Origin of the sequence: Microbacterium kunmingense, assembly GCF_023155745.1 — a bacterium.
Taxonomy (GTDB): domain Bacteria; phylum Actinomycetota; class Actinomycetes; order Actinomycetales; family Microbacteriaceae; genus Microbacterium; species Microbacterium kunmingense.
The window spans coordinates 355,147-372,928 of sequence record NZ_JAKNUS010000003.1; the positions used below are offsets into that span (position 1 = coordinate 355,147).

At 72.0% G+C, this 17,782-nt stretch carries 16 protein-coding genes; 5 read left to right on the plus strand and 11 right to left on the minus strand.

The genetic code is table 11. From position 1 onward, the window contains the following. Positions 1 to 3: 3 nt before the first annotated feature. The 6 genes from MA875_RS06635 to MA875_RS06660 form a co-directional block, all read right to left on the minus strand. The gene (locus MA875_RS06635; RefSeq protein ID WP_248241241.1) at positions 4 to 1,137 is read right to left on the minus strand and encodes a glycosyltransferase; all 1,134 of its coding nucleotides are present in this window, start codon (positions 1,135 to 1,137) and stop codon (positions 4 to 6) included. Continuing rightward, positions 1,137 to 2,588: an LCP family protein gene (locus tag MA875_RS06640; RefSeq protein ID WP_372492537.1), complete on the minus strand. Its 1,452-nt coding sequence runs from the start codon at positions 2,586 to 2,588 to the stop codon at positions 1,137 to 1,139. The genes MA875_RS06635 and MA875_RS06640 overlap by 1 nt, the downstream gene beginning before the upstream one ends. Further along, the gene (purE, locus tag MA875_RS06645; protein ID WP_248241382.1) at positions 2,585 to 3,052 is read right to left on the minus strand and encodes a 5-(carboxyamino)imidazole ribonucleotide mutase; all 468 of its coding nucleotides are present in this window, start codon (positions 3,050 to 3,052) and stop codon (positions 2,585 to 2,587) included. Before purE ends, MA875_RS06640 begins: the two co-directional genes overlap by 4 nt. Positions 3,053 to 3,261: 209 nt before the next feature. Continuing rightward, a complete protein-coding gene (locus tag MA875_RS06650; protein WP_248241243.1) occupies positions 3,262 to 4,395 on the minus strand; it encodes a 5-(carboxyamino)imidazole ribonucleotide synthase in 1,134 nt (377 codons plus the stop codon). 101 nt (positions 4,396 to 4,496) lie between these two features. Further along, positions 4,497 to 5,081: a PH domain-containing protein gene (locus MA875_RS06655; RefSeq protein WP_248241246.1), complete on the minus strand. Its 585-nt coding sequence runs from the start codon at positions 5,079 to 5,081 to the stop codon at positions 4,497 to 4,499. Positions 5,082 to 5,156: 75 nt separating this feature from the next. Continuing rightward, positions 5,157 to 5,954 (minus strand): biotin--[acetyl-CoA-carboxylase] ligase, encoded by a 798-nt coding sequence (locus MA875_RS06660; RefSeq protein WP_248241247.1) that lies wholly within the window; start codon positions 5,952 to 5,954, stop codon positions 5,157 to 5,159. Positions 5,955 to 6,394: 440 nt separating this feature from the next. Between MA875_RS06660 and MA875_RS06665 the strand changes: the two genes are divergently transcribed. The 3 genes from MA875_RS06665 to MA875_RS06675 all read left to right on the plus strand — a co-directional run bounded on the left by MA875_RS06665 (position 6,395) and on the right by MA875_RS06675 (position 9,280). After that, positions 6,395 to 7,237, plus strand: a complete 843-nt coding sequence (locus tag MA875_RS06665; RefSeq protein ID WP_248241250.1) for an endonuclease domain-containing protein — start codon at positions 6,395 to 6,397, stop codon at positions 7,235 to 7,237. Between the two features lie 187 nt (positions 7,238 to 7,424). Beyond that, positions 7,425 to 9,023, plus strand: a complete 1,599-nt coding sequence (locus MA875_RS06670; protein WP_248241251.1) for an acyl-CoA carboxylase subunit beta — start codon at positions 7,425 to 7,427, stop codon at positions 9,021 to 9,023. A gap of 56 nt (positions 9,024 to 9,079) precedes the next feature. Continuing rightward, a complete protein-coding gene (locus MA875_RS06675) occupies positions 9,080 to 9,280 on the plus strand; it encodes an acyl-CoA carboxylase subunit epsilon (protein WP_248241253.1) in 201 nt (66 codons plus the stop codon). A gap of 279 nt (positions 9,281 to 9,559) precedes the next feature. On the opposite strand, the gene MA875_RS06680 is transcribed toward MA875_RS06675, so the two are convergent. The 4 genes from MA875_RS06680 to MA875_RS06695 are packed head-to-tail and all read right to left on the minus strand — an operon-like array spanning position 9,560 to position 13,834. Beyond that, complete coding sequence (locus MA875_RS06680) at positions 9,560 to 10,612, minus strand: hypothetical protein (RefSeq protein ID WP_248241255.1); 1,053 nt, start codon at positions 10,610 to 10,612, stop codon at positions 9,560 to 9,562. Next, complete coding sequence (locus tag MA875_RS06685; RefSeq protein WP_248241257.1) at positions 10,609 to 11,862, minus strand: sensor histidine kinase; 1,254 nt, start codon at positions 11,860 to 11,862, stop codon at positions 10,609 to 10,611. The genes MA875_RS06680 and MA875_RS06685 overlap by 4 nt, the downstream gene beginning before the upstream one ends. After that, positions 11,846 to 12,526, minus strand: coding sequence for a response regulator transcription factor (locus MA875_RS06690; RefSeq protein ID WP_248241259.1), 681 nt, complete (start codon positions 12,524 to 12,526; stop codon positions 11,846 to 11,848). Before MA875_RS06690 ends, MA875_RS06685 begins: the two co-directional genes overlap by 17 nt. Positions 12,527 to 12,535: 9 nt before the next feature. Further along, on the minus strand, positions 12,536 to 13,834 hold the full coding sequence (locus tag MA875_RS06695; RefSeq protein WP_248241260.1) for a class I SAM-dependent RNA methyltransferase: 1,299 nt from the start codon (positions 13,832 to 13,834) through the stop codon (positions 12,536 to 12,538). A 50-nt stretch (positions 13,835 to 13,884) separates the two neighbouring features. Here MA875_RS06695 and MA875_RS06700 point away from each other — a divergent pair, with 50 nt between their 5' ends. Together MA875_RS06700 and MA875_RS06705 are read left to right on the plus strand one after the other, a co-directional pair. Then, positions 13,885 to 14,535 carry a Maf family protein gene (locus MA875_RS06700; protein WP_248241261.1) on the plus strand — a complete coding sequence of 217 codons (651 nt, stop codon included), beginning with the start codon at positions 13,885 to 13,887 and terminating at the stop codon, positions 14,533 to 14,535. A 92-nt stretch (positions 14,536 to 14,627) separates the two neighbouring features. Further along, positions 14,628 to 16,394, plus strand: coding sequence for an acetyl/propionyl/methylcrotonyl-CoA carboxylase subunit alpha (locus MA875_RS06705; protein ID WP_248241262.1), 1,767 nt, complete (start codon positions 14,628 to 14,630; stop codon positions 16,392 to 16,394). A gap of 171 nt (positions 16,395 to 16,565) precedes the next feature. Here the strand turns inward: MA875_RS06705 and MA875_RS06710 are convergent, their stop codons facing one another. After that, positions 16,566 to 17,687, minus strand: coding sequence for an alpha/beta hydrolase (locus MA875_RS06710; protein WP_248241265.1), 1,122 nt, complete (start codon positions 17,685 to 17,687; stop codon positions 16,566 to 16,568). Between the last annotated feature and the right edge of the window lie 95 nt (positions 17,688 to 17,782).

Consider the following 17,782-nt stretch of genomic DNA (forward strand, 5'->3'; position numbering starts at 1 on the left):
CGCTCACAGGTCGGCGTGCAGGTGCCAGACCTTGTCGGCCGCCTCGGCCCATGAGAACGCCCGCCCGCGGTCGGCCGCGAGCACGCCCAGCCGCTCCGCGGCCGACACCGACCCGAGCGCCTCTTCCAACGCCGACCCGAGCGCCTCACTGAGCACCGCGTCATCCGCCTCGTCCACGAGCTGACCGCCGTCCGAGATCACCTCGGCGTGCGAATCGGATGCCGCGGCGAGAACCGGCACGCCGAGGGTCAGCGCATCGACAACCCGCCACGGGAACGCCTCGCGCCGCGACGGCGCCAAGAAGGCCAGTGCCGCACCGAACACCGCCGCACGGTCCCAGGTCTCCAACGCCCCGCGCACGTGCAGCCGTCGCTCCGGAAGCCCCGCCGCTTCGGCGAGGTCGGCGATCGCCGGCTCCTCCCCCTCGGGCGCATCGATGACCACGACGGGCAGGTCCACGCCCGCTCGCGCCACCGCGGCCAGCCCGACCGCAAGACCGTCCGAGACTCGTGACGCCGATCCGGCGAGCAGCACGAAGCCCTCAGGCAGATCCAGCTCGCGCCGCCGGCCCACCTCGTCGTTCGGCACCGCGAAGCCGAGCGGCGCGGCGCCGGGGATCACGCGGATCCGCTCTCCCAGATTCACGACCCCGGCGATGCGGCGTGCGAGCGCGTGGGTCGGCACCACGACGGCGTCGGCGTGCTTCGCGGCACGCTTGATCATCGCCCGCTGGAACGACAGCGCACCGCGCGAGAGCTCTCCCGCGGCATCCCATGCCCGGCTGTCCCAGACGGTCACGACGGTCTGATCGTGGTTGTGCACGCGGTCGTGCCGCACGAGCGGCGCCATCAGCGTCGGCGAATGGATCATCCCCGCGCCGATGCCCGTGGGGGCACCCAGCTGCACGGCCATCGACAGCTCGCGGCGCGGCAGCGCCGCAGGATGCACCCCCGCAAGGCCGGGGACGGCGGCACGCAGCGCCGTGGCATCCGTCTGCGCCGGCACGATCGCTTCGACCTCGGTTCCCGAGGGGGCCCCGGCGACGAGTGCGCGGGCGAGTTCGCGGGATGCCTCGGCGAGGTCGTTGTCGGTCGGCACCGCGACCTGGTCGAGCATGACTCGGAGCGTGGCGGTCATCAGCCCTCCGGCGTGGGCGTCGGGGTGGGCGGATGCAGGGCGGTGCGCACGAGCTCCTGCACGTAGGCGTAGTCGGGGTCGTACTCGTCGATGCCGAACTCGGGGATGAGCTCGATCGTGGTGACCGGCTGCTCCTGCGCCTTCAGCGCCAGGTCGGCAAGATACGGCAGAAGCGACTGCGGCAGGTCGGTCTGGACGATGTCGGCACCTGCTGCGGCGATGTCCTGGAAACGGGTCAGCACCGTCTGCGGCGTGAACTGGTTGAGGATCGCCTGCTGCAGGATGCGCTGGCGCTGCATGCGGTCGAAATCGCTCGTGGTGTACCGCGAGCGGGCGTACCACTGGGCGGTGTCGCCGTCCATGCGCTGCAGCCCGGGCTCGATCCAGCCGATCGCCCACTCCTCGGCGGGCTGGCCGTCGTAGGCCGGACCGCCGCCCTTGGGCAGTCGCTCGGCGACCTCGATCTCCACACCGCCGAGCGCGTCGACGAGGGAGGCGAAGCCGTGCATGTCGATGAAGACGTAGTACGGGATCTCGATCCCGAGGATGCCTTCGGCGGCATCTTTCGTCGCCTCGATCCCGGGAGCCGAGCCGTTCGCGACGGCGTCGGGGTAGAGGGCGTTGCCGTCCTGGCAGACCTCCACCTCGGTGCGCAGCTGATTGATGCCGCTCCCCCACCCGCAGGTCGGGTCGGCGACGCCCTGGTGGCCGTCGGGATAGCGGTCTTGCATCGGTCCCGGTGCGAAGGGGAAGTGGGGCATGTCGCGCGGGATGCCGGTGATCGTCGTCGCACCGGTGTCGGCGTTCACCGACACGACCGAGATGCTGTCGAACCGCATCGAATCGCGACCCTCGCCGCTGTCGGCACCCAGGAGCAGGATGTTGTAGTACCCGTCGGAGGGAGGAACGGAGGGGCCGCTCACGCCGAAGATCGCCCCGAGGGTGTCACGCGCGGTGCCCGTCACCTGGGCGGCGTAGCCGACGGTGCCGCTCGCGACCACGAGGAGGGCGACGGCGAGCGCGGCGATGCCGAAACGGGCGCCGCGCCCGGTGCGCACGAGGCGGACGAGGCGGAGCGTGTCGATGGTCAGCACGATCCACAGGGCGGCATACGCGATGAGGATCACCTGGATGAGGAGGAGCACGAACCAGTTCGTCGCGAGGGTGAGGAAGATCGTCTGCGCGAACGCGGAGGTCAGCACCGCGCCCACCGCGAGCAGCCAGGAGATGAGGGTGGCGGTGATGCCCACGCGACCGAGACGCCGATTGCCGGCGACCACCTGGGCAGAGCCCGGGAGGAGGAAGTTGAGCCCGACGAGCCACCAGCCGCGCTTGGTCATCATCGCGGTCGACCCGGCGTCGGGGAAGCGCAGCGGACGCTCTTCCAGCACGCGGCCACGTGCGCCGGACGATCCGCGCGCCGTCGTGCGCGGAGGACTCGCCACACTCACAGCGAATCCTTCAGGCGACGGTTCTTCTCCTCGACAGCGGCTTCGAGGTCGCGGGCGTACGCCTCGACCTGCTCCGCGACGCGGGGGTCGCCCGAACCGAGGATGCGGACGGCGAGGAGCCCGGCGTTCTTCGCGCCGTTGATCGACACGGTGGCGACCGGGATGCCCGCGGGCATCTGCACGATGCTCAGCAGCGAGTCGAGGCCGTCGAGCGTCGCCAGCTGCACCGGCACGCCGACGACGGGCAGAGCGGTGACCGAGGCCAGCATGCCCGGGAGGTGAGCGGCGCCTCCGGCGCCGGCGATGATCACTCGGATGCCGCGGGCCCGCGCCCCGCGCCCGTAGGCCATGAGCTTGTCGGGCGTGCGGTGGGCTGAGACGACCTCGACCTCGTGCGGGATTCCGAAGTCGGTCAGCGCCTGGGAAGCGTCGCTCATGACGCGCCAGTCGGAGTCGGACCCCATGACCACGCCGACCAGCGGATCGGTGGCCGCGTGCAGCGGGGTGTCGTGATGCGGAGCGGTGCGCGCGTCGGATTCAGCGCTCGCGAAAGACCCAGTCACCCGATAAGGCTAGGGCGCCGAACTGGAAGAAGCCCGCAACGGCGCGCAAGCGCCGGTGCTGAGGGTGCCGTCGGCGCGCTGCGCCGCTGCTGAGGGTACCGTCGGCGCGCTCAGTCGAGGAAGACCGCCGCCGCCGCCCGCGCAGCGTAGGCGACATCGTCGAGGTCGTCGCCTGACACGTTGACGTGCCCCACCTTGCGGCCCGGCCGCGGCGACTTGCCGTACGTGTGCACCTTGGCCTCGGGGTGGCGGGCCATCGCGTCGCCGAAGCGGTCGGTGAGCCCGCCGCTGGACGGCCCGCCGAGGATGTTGATCATGACCGTCCACGGAGCCTTGGGCGCCGGGTCGCCGAGCGGCAGGTCGAGAACCGCGCGGAGGTGCTGCTCGAACTGGCTCGTGACGGCGCCGTCCTGCGTCCAGTGGCCGCTGTTGTGCGGCCGCATCGCGAGCTCGTTCACGAGCACCCGGTCCGCAGTCTCGAACAGCTCGACCGCCAGCATCCCCGCCACATCCAGCCCTTCGGCGATGCCGACGGCGATCTCGCTCGTCACCTGCTGCTCGCGCTCCCCGGTGCGCTGCGCAGGAGCGAGCACCTCGGCGCAGACACCGTCGCGCTGCACGGTCTCCACGAGCGGATACGCGCGCACCTCCCCGGAGGGGCGCCGCGCGACCTGCTGGGCGAGCTCGCGGGTGAAGGGCACGAGCTCTTCGATGAGCAGCTCACCCCCGCGTCCGTCCTCGGCGAGCGCCGTGAACCAGTCGTCGGCGTCGTGCGCCGACGACACCACCCGCACCCCCTTGCCGTCGTAGCCGCCCCGCGGCGTCTTCACCACGGCGCGGCCGCCGTGGTCGGCGAGGAACGCTTCGACCCCGGCGGCGTCGCCGACCGCCGCCCAATCGGGCTGCGGCATGCCGAGCTCTGCGAGCCGGCGCCGCATGTGCAGCTTGTCCTGCGCGAACTGAAGGGCATGCGGGCCCGGGCGTACGGCGACGCCCGCGTCGACGAGAGCAGCCAGAACATCCTGCGGCACGTGCTCGTGATCGAAGGTGATGACATCGACGTCGCGGGCGAAACGCAGCACGGTGTCGGCGTCGCGGTAGTCACCGACCGCGGTGGCGGCGAGCGCCGCGGCCATGCCCTCGTCCTCGGCGAGCACCCGCAGCTCGACGCCCAGCTCGACGGCGGGCGCGATCATCATGCGCGCCAACTGTCCTCCGCCGACGACTCCGACTCGCAACGCCATGGGGCATCCTTCCGCTCGACGCATTCTCTGCCGTGGCCATCTTCGCGCAGACGGCCCGTTCGTGCAGGCCGGCGGTCGCCACCCGAGGCGGCGCCGTCGTCTCAGCCGTGCTGCGGCAGTGGCGGGGGCGGCCCGGGCGGATACGGGCCCGACACCGACGACTGCGCGTCACGGTGAGCGAGGATCTGGTTGACCTCGACCTGGTCGACGAGCACCTCGTGCACGAGGACGACGCCGGGGATGTTCTTCATCCGCATCGGCTCGTCGGCCCCGTTGGACAGGGTGAGGGTTCCCGCACCCCACAGCCGCTGCAGCAGTCCGCGGCGCACCTGGATCGTGTAACCCCGCACATGCGACAGGTCGCGACGGCGGGTCGCGAAGATGCCCGAACGCTCGATGACGCGCCGGGTCGTGATCGTGTAGACGCGGCTCCACCACGCCACGAACGGCAGCAGCACCAGGAGGAAGACCACCACGGCGGCTGCGGTCAGCAGCATCCAGTTCTCAAAGGGTGCCGGGAGGTTGCCCCAGAAGTATCCGGCGGCACCGGCCACCGCGATGAGGATGAGGGCCGACCAGAACAGCCGCCGCGCGTGCGAGCGCACCCGGGCGATCCGCAGCTCGGGCGTCGGCACCCCCGGCGCGGGAGTGGCGGGACGCCCGGCGAAGCTGGTCGGGTGCGTCATGCACCCATTGTCGGGGCGGGGCCCGACAATCCGGCGCACCACACCCGGCGCGCGGCGCTCTCGGCCGCGACCGGATCAGCGCACGTGCACGATGTCGCCGGCCGAGACCGCGGTCTCGATGCCCGTGGCGTCCGCGACGACGAGACGTCCGTCCGCGTCGAGTCGGGTTGCGCGGCCGGTGAGCCGGGTGCCGTCGGGCAGCTGCACGGCGACGTCGGCGCCGAGGGTGGAGCACAGGGCGCTCACCTCTCCGGAGACTCCGGATGCCGCGGCATCCCCTCCCGCGGCGACAAGGGCGCTGAGCTGCTCGTCCAAAGCCGAGAGGAAGTCGGCCACGAGGCGGTCGTCGTCGCACGTGAGGCCGAGGGCCGTGAAGGAGATGGCAGTGTCGACGGGGAGGTCGGCCCGCGTCATCCGCGTGTTCACCCCGGCGCCGACGACGACGGTGTCGGGATCGCCGGCGACCACCTCGGCGAGGATGCCGCAGACTTTGCCGCCGTCGATGAGCACGTCGTTCGGCCATTTCAGCGTGGCCGAGTGCGGCGTGCCGCGCAGCTGTGCGCCGACCGCGCGCGCCATCGCGGCGCCTGCGACGAGCGGGATCCACCCGCGCGCGGCGACCGGCAGGTCGGGCACGCGCACGACGACCGACATCGCCAGGGCGGTGCCGGGCGGTGTGGTCCAGCTGCGGTCGAGCCGGCCGCGACCGGCGCGCTGGTCGGTGGTGAGGAGGACAGACAGGTGCGGCCAGCCGGCGGGGTCTGCGGCGGCGGCCGCGAGGACGTCGGCGTTCGTGGAGTCGGTGGACTCGGTGATCTGGACGCGGGGGCTGACGGCGGCGGCGCGGGGATACCCGTCGGTGGGGATCGGCATGCCTTCACCCTATGCGCGGGTGGCGCGCCGCGCGGGGGGCTTGCGCGTGGGGCGGTGCGCGCCCTCGACCTCCCGCGCCGCGCCTGCGCGCTTCGCTTTGTCCGGCGCGCTCGCCTTCCCGCGCCTCCCGCGCCGCGCCTGCGCGTCTTCGCTTAGTCCGGCGCGCTCGCCCTCCCGCGCCTCCCCGCGCCCGCCCACGTCCGCCCGCGCCTGCCCGCGCCTGCCCGCGCCCGCCCGCGCCCGCCCGCGCGCGGACGATCGGCCGAGCGGAGTACGTTTCCGCGATCGATGTACGCGCCTGGGCAGATCGTACGCGCGCCGGGAAGGCGGACCGGCACCCCCGCGGCAACCCTTCCTGCACATGAGCCGCCGGCGCCGACTCATCCCCAGATCGCCGCGCGGCATGCTCGACCGCCACCCGGCGCCACCATGCTGACCGGATGCGACGCATCATCCTTCCTCCCCAGGGATACCTGCACCGCGCCACGCTCCTCGAGACCGGATGGCGCCCGGACACCCTGCGCCGAGCGATCGCCGAACAGGGACTGCAGCTGCTGCGCCGCACCTGGGTGGTGACGCCCGATCTGGATCCTGACCTCCGCCATGCGGCGACCCTCGGCGGCGTGGTGACCTGTGTGAGTGCCACGGATGCGTTCGGCCTGTGGCGTCCGGACGGCGCGAACCGCCCGCATATCCGTCTTCCGCCCCACTCCAGCAGCGTGTCAGCCGGCGTCCGTTTCCACCGTCAACAGGCGGTCACCCTCGCACCGGCGCGCGAACTCGTCGACGCGATCGAGAATGTACTGGCAGCGGTGGCGACCTGCCTTCCTCTGGCCGACGCGCTCGTCGTGTGGGAGTCGGCTCTTCAGCGCGGCGTCGTCACGCCCGCTCATCTGCGCGCGGTCGCGTGGCGGACGGCGGCTGCTCGCCAGCTGGCGGACATCGCGGGCGCGCTCTCGGATTCGGGCTTGGAGACTCTCTTCGTGCACGGGATGCGGCGGGTGGGCGTGAGCGTCCTGCAGCAGGTGGTGATCGGCGGGCAACCCGTCGATGGTCTCATCGGAGATCGCCTCGTCATTCAGATCGACGGTTTCGCGCACCATTCCGATGCGGCGCAGAGGCGGAAGGACATCCGTCACGACCGGCTGCTGCGTTCCCTCGGATACACGGTCCTCCGCTTCGATTACGTCGACGTCGTGCACAGTTGGCCGCGGGTCCAGGCTGAGGTGCTGCGCGCGATCGCGCAGGGTCTCCATCTCGCGCCCCGCGGGGCGCGGGCGTGAGGACGATCGGCCGACAGGAGTACGAAACTGCCGGCAGGGTACTCTCGCGGACCGATCGTACTCGCGCCGGGAAGAAGGTCGGACGTATGCCGCAGCGCGCGACCCGGCGCCGCGGTTCGCAGCGCACAGCACAACCGCGAACCGCTTGTGCGAACCCTCCAAGGGCTCGCGGGGCCCCGCCGATAGGGTGGAACCCGTGACCGATCAGCCCGACCTCTACACGACCGCCGGCAAGATCGCAGACCTTCGGGCGCGCTATCAGGAGGCCGTTCTCGACGCCGAGGCGACGGCGCAGCAGAAGCAGCATGCCAAGAACAAGCTGACCGCGCGTGAGCGGATCGAGCTGCTGGTCGACACCGGCTCGTTCGTCGAGTTCGACGAGTACGTCCGCCACCGCACCACCGCCTTCGGCATGGACAAGTCCCGCCCCTACGGCGACTCGGTGGTCACGGGCACGGGCACCATCCACGGCCGCACCGTCGCGGTGTACGCGCAGGACTTCTCGACCTTCGGCGGCTCGCTCGGCGAGGTGGCCGGCGACAAGATCATCAAGATCATGGAGTTCGCCCTCCGGGGCGGGATGCCGATCATCGGCATCCTCGACTCCGGCGGCGCGCGCATCCAGGAGGGCGTGGTCGCGCTCGGCAAGTACGGCGAGATCTTCCGCCTCAACACCGCCGCCTCCGGCGTCATCCCCCAGATCTCGATCATCATGGGCCCTGCCGCGGGAGGCGCGGTGTACTCCCCCGCCCTGACGGACTTCGTCATCATGGTCGACAAGACCAGCCAGATGTTCGTCACCGGCCCCGACGTCATCAAGACCGTCACCGGCGAAGACGTCGGCATGGAGGAGCTCGGCGGCGCACACACCCACAACACGCGGTCGGGCGTGGCCCACTACCTCGCCGAGGACGAGGACGACGCGATCGACTACGCCCGGACCCTGCTGGGCTTCCTGCCCGACAACAACATGTCGGAGCTGCCGGTCTACGAGACGGCGTTCGAGTTCGAGACGACCGACGCCGACCGGAGCCTGAACACCGTCATCCCCGACTCGGCGAACCAGCCCTACGACATCCACGGGGTGATCGCGCACCTGGTCGACGACGGCGACTTCCTCGAGGTCCAGCCCCTCTTCGCCCCGAACATCGTCATCGGCTTCGGCCGGGTCGAGGGGCGCACGGTCGGAGTGATCGCCAACCAGCCGTCGCAGATGGCGGGCACCCTCAACATCGACGCCGGTGAGAAGGCGAGCCGGTTCGTGCGCTTCTGCGATGCGTTCTCGGTGCCGATCCTCACCCTCGTCGACGTGCCCGGGTACCTCCCCGGCACCGACCAGGAGTGGACGGGCGTCATCCGCCGCGGCGCGAAGCTGCTCTACGCGTACGCCGAGGCGACGGTTCCGCTCGTCACCGTCATCCTGCGCAAGGCCTACGGCGGCGCCTACATCGTCATGGGCTCCAAGCAGCTCGGCGCCGACGTCAACCTCGCCTGGCCCACCGCAGAGATCGCCGTCATGGGCGGCCAGGGGGCGGTGAACATCCTCTATCGCGGCGAGATCAAGCGCGCCGAGGAAGCAGGAGAGGATGTCGCGGCCGTGCGCACCCGCCTCGCCAACGAATACACCTACAACGTGGCATCCCCGTTCCTCGCCGCGGAGCGCGGCGAACTCGACGGCATCATCGAACCCGCGCAGACCCGGGTCGCCGTCGCGAAGGCGCTGCGCTCGCTCCGCGGGAAGCGGGCGAGCCTGCCCCCGAAGAAGCACGGGAACATCCCGCTGTGAGCGCGGCGAGCGATCCGCGAAACGGCACGGCGGACCAGACCGTTATCCTCCCTCCGGTGGCGATCGATGTGCGCCGGGGCTCTCCCACCGAGGAGGAGCTGGCCGCCCTGATCGCCGTGGTCAGCCAGGAGTACGCGGCCGAATCGGCCGAGGCCGTGGCCGATGACCGCCCCACCCGCAGCGCGTGGTCGGTCTCGCAGCGCGGACTGCGCCGGCCGTTGCGTCGCGACGTCGGGTGGGGCCGCTTCGCCGGCTGAAGAAATCGTCGAAATCGACGATTTGTCCCCCAAACTACCTACAGACAGCCCGTTTCTGACCCTGCATACTGGAGGAGCTGGAACGCTCTGCGTTCGGCCCGACCGCCCGTCGTCTCTTCGACGGTCCAAGCGGTTTGGCTGCGCGAACGGTTTTCGGGTAACCGTTCGCTCAGGCGAGGGGCGGGCGGCTTCGCCGCCCCTCGCCTCCTCCCCCGGATGTGTCGCCCGGTCTCATGACCGCGGGCGGACCCGTGGGCTTGCGATCGTCGGCGGCGCCCGTCACCGTCCGGGGTGATCGATCTCGCGCCAGAGGTCGACGGCATCCTCATCGGACAGGCCGTTCTCGGTGCCCGAGCGCCCGACGACGGTGACCGCCACCCGCGTGTGCGGCGACGTGCGGATGTAGAGCCGGTCCGACGTGGCGGAGCGCAGCGTCTCGGCCAGCTCGGCGCGGATGAGCGCGAGCGAGCGCTCGTCGATGCCGTCCAGGCCCCCCTCGTCGAGCATCGTGACCGACGCGCCCCGGCGCCGCAGGCGCTCCACCTCGGCGCGCACATCGTCGTCGAGGAGTCGCGGTCCGCGCATGTCGTCTCGAAGACGACCCTCCGCAAGGCGCGCCTGCAGGCGCTCCTCGGGCGTCAGCCGTCCACCCGTCGAGACGGTGCGGGTCAGAAGCGGCCCGGCGATCGCGAGGGCCCGCTGCACCTGGATGCGCCGCTCCCGCTGACGGGTGAGCTGAGAGGCCTGCCACGACGACGACACCCGCTGCAGCTCGGCGAGCTGAGCGGTGTCTCGTGCGGCGCGGTCGAGCCCGCGGATGAGCAGCTGGGCGACGACGACCCAGACCACCGATCCGACGAGGCCGAGCCGCAGGGCATCGAGGGGCCCCATCCACAGCGCGGAGAGCACGGCGAGGATCGCGGTGCCGATCCAGGCGAACAGGGGCCGGCGCCGCGCCATCACGATCGTCATGAGGGCGCCGATGCCGCCGAGGTACCAGGTCGCGAACGGTTCGGTGCGGATGTCGGCGGCGACCCCCATCGAGATCGCCGCGGGTACGACGACGGCGTTGGCGATCGCGAGGAGCGCAATCCACACCGGAAGGCGGGTGGGTCCGCGCACCCCAGCAGTCACCGAGGCCTCGACCGGGTCGTCGGCGGCGAGCCGGGGCTCCCAGAAGATGCAGAGCCAGGTCGTGGGGAGGTACAGCAGCAGCGCGGCGATCACCAGCGACGGGTTCTGGACGTCCTCCGTCCACCACAGTCCCCGCGCCGCGAGATAGGCGGTGAAGGCGAAGGCGAGGCCGAGAAGGATGCCGCGGACGGGGATCATGCGCTCACCGGCCGCCATTCCAGGGTGACCGTGGTCCCCCCGGGAGTCGGCTCCACGGTCGCAATACCCCCGACGGCAGCCACCCGGGCGACGATCGACGCCCGGATCCCGAGGCGATCGTCGGGGATGGCATGCAGGTCGAACCCGTCTCCGGTGTCGGAGACGATCACCGCGATGCGGTCGGGCCGGCCCGACACCCGGACGGCCAGGCCTTGTCCTCGCGCGTGCTCGACGGCGTTCGCGACCGCCTGGGTCGCCGCGAGCGTCAGGGCGCGCGCGACCCGCCCCGGAAGCGCCGGCGTACCGGGATCGATGTCGCGGCTGCGCTCAGGGGCGGCTCCGAGGTTCTCGGCGGCACGCTCGACCGCGTCGGCGAGCGCGCCGGCGTCGGTGGGCTCGTCGCTGCCTTCCTCCGCCCCCTGCTCGGTGTTGGCGAAACGGGTGAGCGCCTCCCGGGCCATCGCCACGGCGAGAGTGCGCTCACGCTCGGTGTCGGCCCGCTCGCTGGCGATCAGCGCGGCCAGCACGCTGTCGTGCATGAGCGCGGCGACCGCGATCCGCTCCTCCTCTGCGGCGTTGGCGGCTGCGGCGCGGGCGTAGCTGGCGACGGCCTTGGTGCGGGCGTCATCGACATCGGCCGCGATCCGCCGGAACACCCGACCGAGGGTGATCAGCATCATTCCGAGGATCAGGGCGAAGGAGACGTCCAGGACCAGCGGAATCCACAGCGCGGCGGCCGCGTCGGTCTGCAGGATCCGCACCGAGCCGAAGAACATCGGCACCATCAGCGTCCACGCGACCTGCCACCGGAACGGCACCACGATCACCGAGGCGACCGTGGCGACGTTCACGAGGTACCAGATCCACGGCTGCGTCGTGGGATCCGACGGCTGGCCGGCGGTCGCCGCCGGCCACAGGGCCAGCGCCACGACGTAGCAGACGCAGAAGATCGCCGCGAAGACGCGCTCGGCGCGCCCGACCGCGCAGGCGATCACCATGGCCGCGAGCGGACCGAAGGTGAGGACCATGAGCGGAACGTGCCACCCGGGTGCCTCATCGCTCGGCCCGAGGGCGGTGACGAAAGCCTGAGCGCCGAGGATGAGGCATCCGATGGCGATGGCGATGGTGAGGACGCGCTCGACCCTGCGCCGGGTGAACGAGCCGAGGGATGCCGCGCCCTCCGGCCCCTGCGGGATGCGCGTCGTCGCCTCGGGGGGCGCCGTCCGCTGCGCCTCAGCGCCGACGCTCATGGCCGACCGAGCCCTCCGCCGCCGGCGGGGTGAGGATGCCGTCCTCGATCGCGCGGCGCATCAGGTCGAGCTTGGTGGGCGCGGGCCTGCCGACCTCGACGTACTTCACCCGCACCCGCGTGATGTTCTCCTTCGCCGTGGAGTAGGCCACCCCGAGCCGCTCGGCGACGGCGCGCAGCGGCAGGCCTGCCGCGTACAGGCGCAGCACGTCGCGCTCGCGTGCGGACAGCTGGGCGTCGGCGAACGCGCGGTCTCCTTCGATGGCGCTCGCCCACTCGACGTTGTTCAACGGCTCGCCGCGCGAGACGGTGTCTATGGCGGCGGTGACGTCGTCGATGCGGGAGGACTTGCTGACGATCCCGGCGGCTCCCGCCAGCAGCGCCTCGCGGACGGCCTCGGGCCTGTCGGCGACGCTGTGGATGATGACGCTCGAACCGTCACGGACGAGGCGGCGGACGTTCTCGGACACCGTCGTGCCGTCGCCGAGGGTGAGGTCGAGCACGACGACATCCGCGGGTGCGGACGCGCTGAAGGCGCGCCAGTCGAGGTATTCGGCGACCGAGCTGCCCGAGAACACCACGGTCTGACCGCCCACGCGATCACACGCGGCTTCGAGCCCGAGGCGCACCGACTCGTGATCGTCGATGAGGGCCACGCGGGTCATGTCAGCACTCTATCCACGCGTCCCCTCGGCGGTCAGCACCGCCACCGCTTCGACGTGGTGCGAATGCGGGAACAGGTCGATCGCTTCGACCCGCGCGGTGTCGTAGCCGTGGTCACGGAAGGTGCGCAGGTCTCGCGCGAGGGCGACAGGGTCGCACGCGACGTAGACGACCGCTGCGGGCGCGAGCCCGGCGACGGCGTCGACGACCTCGCGGCCGGCGCCCGCGCGCGGCGGATCGAGGAGGATCGTCCCGCGCGCGAGCGCGTCCGCGTCGGAACGCGAGAGCCCCTGCGCGAAACGGGGCAGCCAGCGGTCGACGCGCCCGGTCTCGGCCCGCGTCGCGGGCCACGCGGCGAGGTTCTCGGTCGCATGGGCGGTGGCGCGGGCGTCGGACTCGACGCTGATCGTCCGGGTGCGGGCGCCGCCGAGGTCGCCGAGCGCCGCGGCGAAGAGGCCGACGCCCCCGTACAGGTCGAGGTGGAGCGCGTCGGGGTCGAACGCGCCGGAGCGACGGAGGGCCTGGGTGACCGTCTCGGTGAGAGTCGCGGCGGCCAGGCGGTGGACCTGCCAGAAGCCTCCGGCGTCGACGCGGAACGCGCGACCGCCGACCCGCTCGGTCACGACCTCCCGGGTCTCGGGACTCTGGTCGGGCCCGCGACGCCCGTGCTCGGGGCGCGGGATGACGCGCACCCGGCCGTCGGCGGGCTGCACGAGGTCGACCCGCCCCTTCTGCAGCCTGCCGAGCGAGGACATCGCCTCCTCGATCTCGGGAGTCGCGAGCGGCAGCTCCGTCACGGTCACCACCCGGTGACTGCGCACCGCGTAAGGTCCCACGGCGCCGCGGTCGTCGACATGGAGGCTCACGCGGGTGCGCCAGCGCGTGGCATCCGGGGATTCCGTTCCGGCCGAGGTCCCCGCCGACACGATGGTGACCTCGCGCTCGGCACCGCCGATGCGGCGGAGGGCGTCTTCGACCACGCGCCTCTTCAGCGCGCGCTGCGCGTCGAGGGCGATGTGGCCGAAGTCGGCGCCGCCCGGGCGATTCGCCGGCGGGGTGGCGAGATCGGCCTGCCGCCAGACGTGCGGCCTCCGGTCGGGCGAGGCCCGGGTCACCTCGACCACCTCGGCACGCCAGAACGCCTTCTTCGAGGTGTCGACGAGCCGGGCCCGCACCTCCTCGCCCGGGAGGGTGTCGGGGACGAAGACGACCCGTCCCCGTTCCCCCTCGCCGGCGCCGTGCCGGGCGACGAACACGCCGCCGTGTGCGACGTCGTCGATGCGGAGATCGAGCTGGTCACCGACATCCATCCCTCAACTCTATGACCGACCGAACCCCGCTCCCTCGCTAGCGTGGGGGCATGCGTGTGCTCCTCGCCTCGACGTCGCCGGCCCGTCTCATGCTGCTGCGCAGCGCCGGCATCGACCCCGAGACCCTCGCGCCCGACGTCGACGAGGAAGCGGTCATCGCCGCGGTCGAGGCCGGGGAGGGGCGCCGGCTCAGCCCGCAGGAGCACGTGCTGCTGCTGGCCCGGCGGAAGGCAGCGGATGTCGCCGCGCGCGTGGTCGCGGACGATCCGGCCTTCGACGGCGTCGTGATCGGCGGTGACTCGATGTTCGAGCTGGACGGGGTGATCCTCGGGAAGCCCTACGAACCCGACGTCGCGGTCGCCCGCTGGCGCGCGATGCGGGGGCGGACGGGGGTTCTGCACTCGGGGCACAGTGTGTTCCGCATCGCGCCGGGCGCACCGGCGCATGAGGAGCACGCCGTCGCCGAGGCCTCGGTGAGCTTCGCCGCCGACGTCACCGACGACGAGATCGACGCCTATGTCGCCACCGGCGAACCGCTCCAGGTCGCGGGCGCCTTCACCGTCGACAGCCTCGGCGGACCCTTCATCGAGCGGGTCGAGGGCGATCCGTCGACCGTGGTCGGGATGTCGCTGTCGACCCTGAGACGCCTGATCACGCGCCACGGCATCACGTGGACCACGCTCTGGCAGTCCCCCGCATGATCGCCCCCTTGTCGTAGGACGCCCACGTTTCTCGCCGGTTCTTGTACGAACCAGTCAAATGACCGACCATCCGCGTCGGTAGGCTGGCCACCATGCCTCGAATCGCCAAGGTGCTCATCGCAAACCGCGGCGAGATCGCCGTCCGCGTCATCCGTGCCGCCCGCGACGCCGGGAAGGCCTCCGTCGCCGTCTACGCCGACCAGGACCGCGACGCCCTGCACGCCCGCCTCGCCGACGAGGCGTACGCCCTCGAAGGCGCCACGAGCGCCGAGACGTACCTGTCGATCGACAAGATCCTCTCCGTGGCCCGCCGCTCCGGCGCGGACGCGGTGCACCCCGGCTACGGGTTCCTCGCCGAGAACGCCGACTTCGCCCGCGCGGTCATCGGCGCGGGCCTGGTGTGGATCGGCCCGTCGCCCGAAGCCATCGAGGCGCTCGGCGACAAGGTGACCGCCCGCGCCGTCGCCGAGAAGGTCGGCGCTCCCCTGGCGCCGGGAACGCCGGGGCCGGTCGCCGGCGCCGACGACGTCGTCGCCTTCGCCGAGTCGGTCGGGCTTCCGATCGCGATCAAGGCGGCCTACGGCGGCGGCGGGCGGGGCCTGAAGGTCGCGCGGACGCTCCACGAGGTGCCCGAGATGTTCGAGTCGGCGACCCGCGAGGCGATCGCGGCCTTCGGACGCGGCGAATGCTTCGTGGAGAAGTACCTCGACAAGCCGCGGCACGTCGAGACGCAGTGCCTGGCCGACAGCGCCGGCAACGTCGTGGTGGTCTCCACCCGTGACTGCTCGCTCCAGCGCCGCCACCAGAAGCTCGTCGAGGAGGCGCCGGCACCGTTCCTCACCGACGAGCAGAACCGCATCCTCTACGACGCCTCCAAGGCGATCCTCCGAGAGGTCGGGTACCTCGGCGCGGGCACGTGCGAGTTCCTCATCGGCGCCGACGGCACGATCTCGTTCCTCGAGGTCAACACCCGCCTGCAGGTGGAGCACCCCGTCTCGGAGGAGGTGACCGGGCTCGACCTCGTGCGCGAGCAGTTCCGCCTCGCCGAGGGCGAGGAGCTCGGCTACGACGACCCGGCGCCGGTCGGACACTCGATCGAGTTCCGCATCAACGGCGAAGACCCCGGGCGCGGCTTCCTCCCCCAGCCGGGCCCCATCCACGTGTTCAAGACCTTCGGCGGACCGGGCCTGCGCCTGGACTCCGGCGTCACCGCCGGCGACAGCGTCTCCGGCGCGTTCGACTCGCTGCTGGCGAAGATCATCGTCACCGGCCGCGACCGCGCCGAGGCGCTCGAGCGCGCGCGGCGGGCTCTCGACGAGTTCGAGGTGGCGGGCCTTCCCACGGTGCTGCCCTTCCATCGCAAGGTGGTCCGCGACCCCGCCTTCACCGCCGAGGACGGCGTGTTCGGCGTGTACACGCGGTGGATCGAGACGGAATTCGACAACGACATCCCGCCGTGGGACGGCGAGCTCGACGCCCCGGCTCCCGGCGAGGGGCGCCACACCGTCGTCGTCGAGGTGAGCGGCAAACGTCTCGAGGTGAGCCTCCCCGACCGGGTCGCCACCACGTCGCACACCGCCGGCCGGCCCGCCGCGGTGCCGCCCTCGCGACGCTCCCACACCGCCTCGGCGGTCGCGGGCGCGTCGGGTGACGCGGTGAAGGCGCCGATGCAGGCGACGATCGTCAAGGTCGCCGTGGCGGAGGGGCAGCAGGTCGTCAAAGGAGACCTCGTCGTGGTGCTGGAGGCCATGAAGATGGAGCAGCCCATCCAGGCCCACAAGGACGGCACCGTCGGCGCCATCAACGCCGACCCGGGCACGACGGTCTCCGCCGGGCACCAGCTGCTGACGATCGCGTAGCGCCGCCCCCGCGCGGGCCGCCGCGCCGCGGCATCCCTCCCCACCCCGCCCGACAGCGCGCGCGTTCGGGGCGCCTTTCGTCGTTCGGGGCGCGACGATCGCGCCCCGAACGGAAATGGGTGCCCCGAGCACCCGGGATCGACGCGCGCGGCCGGCGCGCGGTGTGACCCGCTACGTGGCGCGCAGCTTCGCGAGGAAGGCAGCGGTGCGCTCGAACGCCACGTCTCCCTCGGGCACCTGGACGTCGGGGAAGAAGTAGAACCCGTGCGGCATCCCCTCGGGGAAGTAGCCGTCGACCGTGACGCCCTCGGCGGCGAGCGCCTCGGCGAACGCCTTCGCGGAATCGACGATCGGGTCATGGGTCCCGGTGGCGAGGAAGGTCGGCGGGTAGCCGGCGAGATCGCCGTAGATGGGGCTCGCGAGCGGGTCGGTCCAGGGCGTCGTCGGCAGATAGGCCCCCCGGATGAACCCGAAGAACGCGCTGTCGTAGACGATCCCCCGCGGCGCCTGCGCCTGGAAGGACGGCCACCTCTCCTGCGCGAAGTCGACGAACGCGCCGTACATCAGCACCGCGTCGGGGGCGGCGAGCCCGCGCTCGCGCGTGAGGAGAGGCAGTGCCGCGGCGAAGTTCGACCCGGCCGAGTCGCCCGCGACGGCCACCCACCCCGGGTCGCCGCCGAGCCGGTGCGCGTCGGTGCGGAGCCACGCGTACAGGTCGGCGACATCCTCGAGCGGGGTCGGGAAGGGGTACTCCGGCGCGAGCCGGTAGTTGGCCGAGACCACGATCACCCCGTTGTCCTTCGCGAGGCGCCGGGTGATGTAGTCGGTGTCGGCAGCCGATCCGACGGTGAACCCGCCGCCGTGGACATACAGGATGACGCCGAGCGCGTCGCCGGGGGCGACACCCTGCGGGCGGTAGACGAGGGCGGAGGCGACGCCGTCGCGCACGGGCAGGTACACCGTGTCGACATCGACGTCGGGCACCGCCTCGGCGCCGGTGGGCGGCACGAGGGCAGGGTCGGGCTTGACGCGGTCCTGACCGATGTAGCCCGTGCGCACCGGGAGAATCATCATGTCGCGCAGCGCCACGGGTTGACGGTTGTTGGCGATCACCCGGTAGGAGGGCATCGCCGGATCATTCGGCTCGATGTAACTCAGCCCGTCGATCTCGCGGACGACCGTCACATCGACCTGGCCGTCGGGTACCGACAGCAGGGAGGGATCGATCGGACCGGATGCTGCGGGGGCGGCGTCGGCGCTCGACATCGAGCGCGCCGCGGGATTGATCGGCACGGGGGCAGTCTAGGGGTCGCCCCCACCGCTCGTTGAGCGCGGAGCGCGGTGCGTTTCGACTCGCTGCGCTCGCTCAACGACCGGGTCGACGCACC

Bases quoted from the DNA above. Each gene is read 5' to 3' on its own strand.
- MA875_RS06635 (WP_248241241.1), bottom strand. From the start codon at position 1,137: ATGACCGCCACGCTCCGAGTCATGCTCGACCAGGTCGCGGTGCCGACC.
- purE (WP_248241382.1), bottom strand. From the start codon at position 3,052: ATGGGGTCCGACTCCGACTGGCGCGTCATGAGCGACGCTTCCCAGGCG.
- MA875_RS06650 (WP_248241243.1), bottom strand. From the start codon at position 4,395: ATGGCGTTGCGAGTCGGAGTCGTCGGCGGAGGACAGTTGGCGCGCATG.
- MA875_RS06655 (WP_248241246.1), bottom strand. From the start codon at position 5,081: ATGACGCACCCGACCAGCTTCGCCGGGCGTCCCGCCACTCCCGCGCCG.
- MA875_RS06660 (WP_248241247.1), bottom strand. From the start codon at position 5,954: ATGCCGATCCCCACCGACGGGTATCCCCGCGCCGCCGCCGTCAGCCCC.
- MA875_RS06665 (WP_248241250.1), top strand. From the start codon at position 6,395: ATGCGACGCATCATCCTTCCTCCCCAGGGATACCTGCACCGCGCCACG.
- MA875_RS06680 (WP_248241255.1), bottom strand. From the start codon at position 10,612: ATGATCCCCGTCCGCGGCATCCTTCTCGGCCTCGCCTTCGCCTTCACC.
- MA875_RS06685 (WP_248241257.1), bottom strand. From the start codon at position 11,862: ATGAGCGTCGGCGCTGAGGCGCAGCGGACGGCGCCCCCCGAGGCGACG.
- MA875_RS06690 (WP_248241259.1), bottom strand. From the start codon at position 12,526: ATGACCCGCGTGGCCCTCATCGACGATCACGAGTCGGTGCGCCTCGGG.
- MA875_RS06695 (WP_248241260.1), bottom strand. From the start codon at position 13,834: ATGGATGTCGGTGACCAGCTCGATCTCCGCATCGACGACGTCGCACAC.
- MA875_RS06700 (WP_248241261.1), top strand. From the start codon at position 13,885: ATGCGTGTGCTCCTCGCCTCGACGTCGCCGGCCCGTCTCATGCTGCTG.
- MA875_RS06705 (WP_248241262.1), top strand. From the start codon at position 14,628: ATGCCTCGAATCGCCAAGGTGCTCATCGCAAACCGCGGCGAGATCGCC.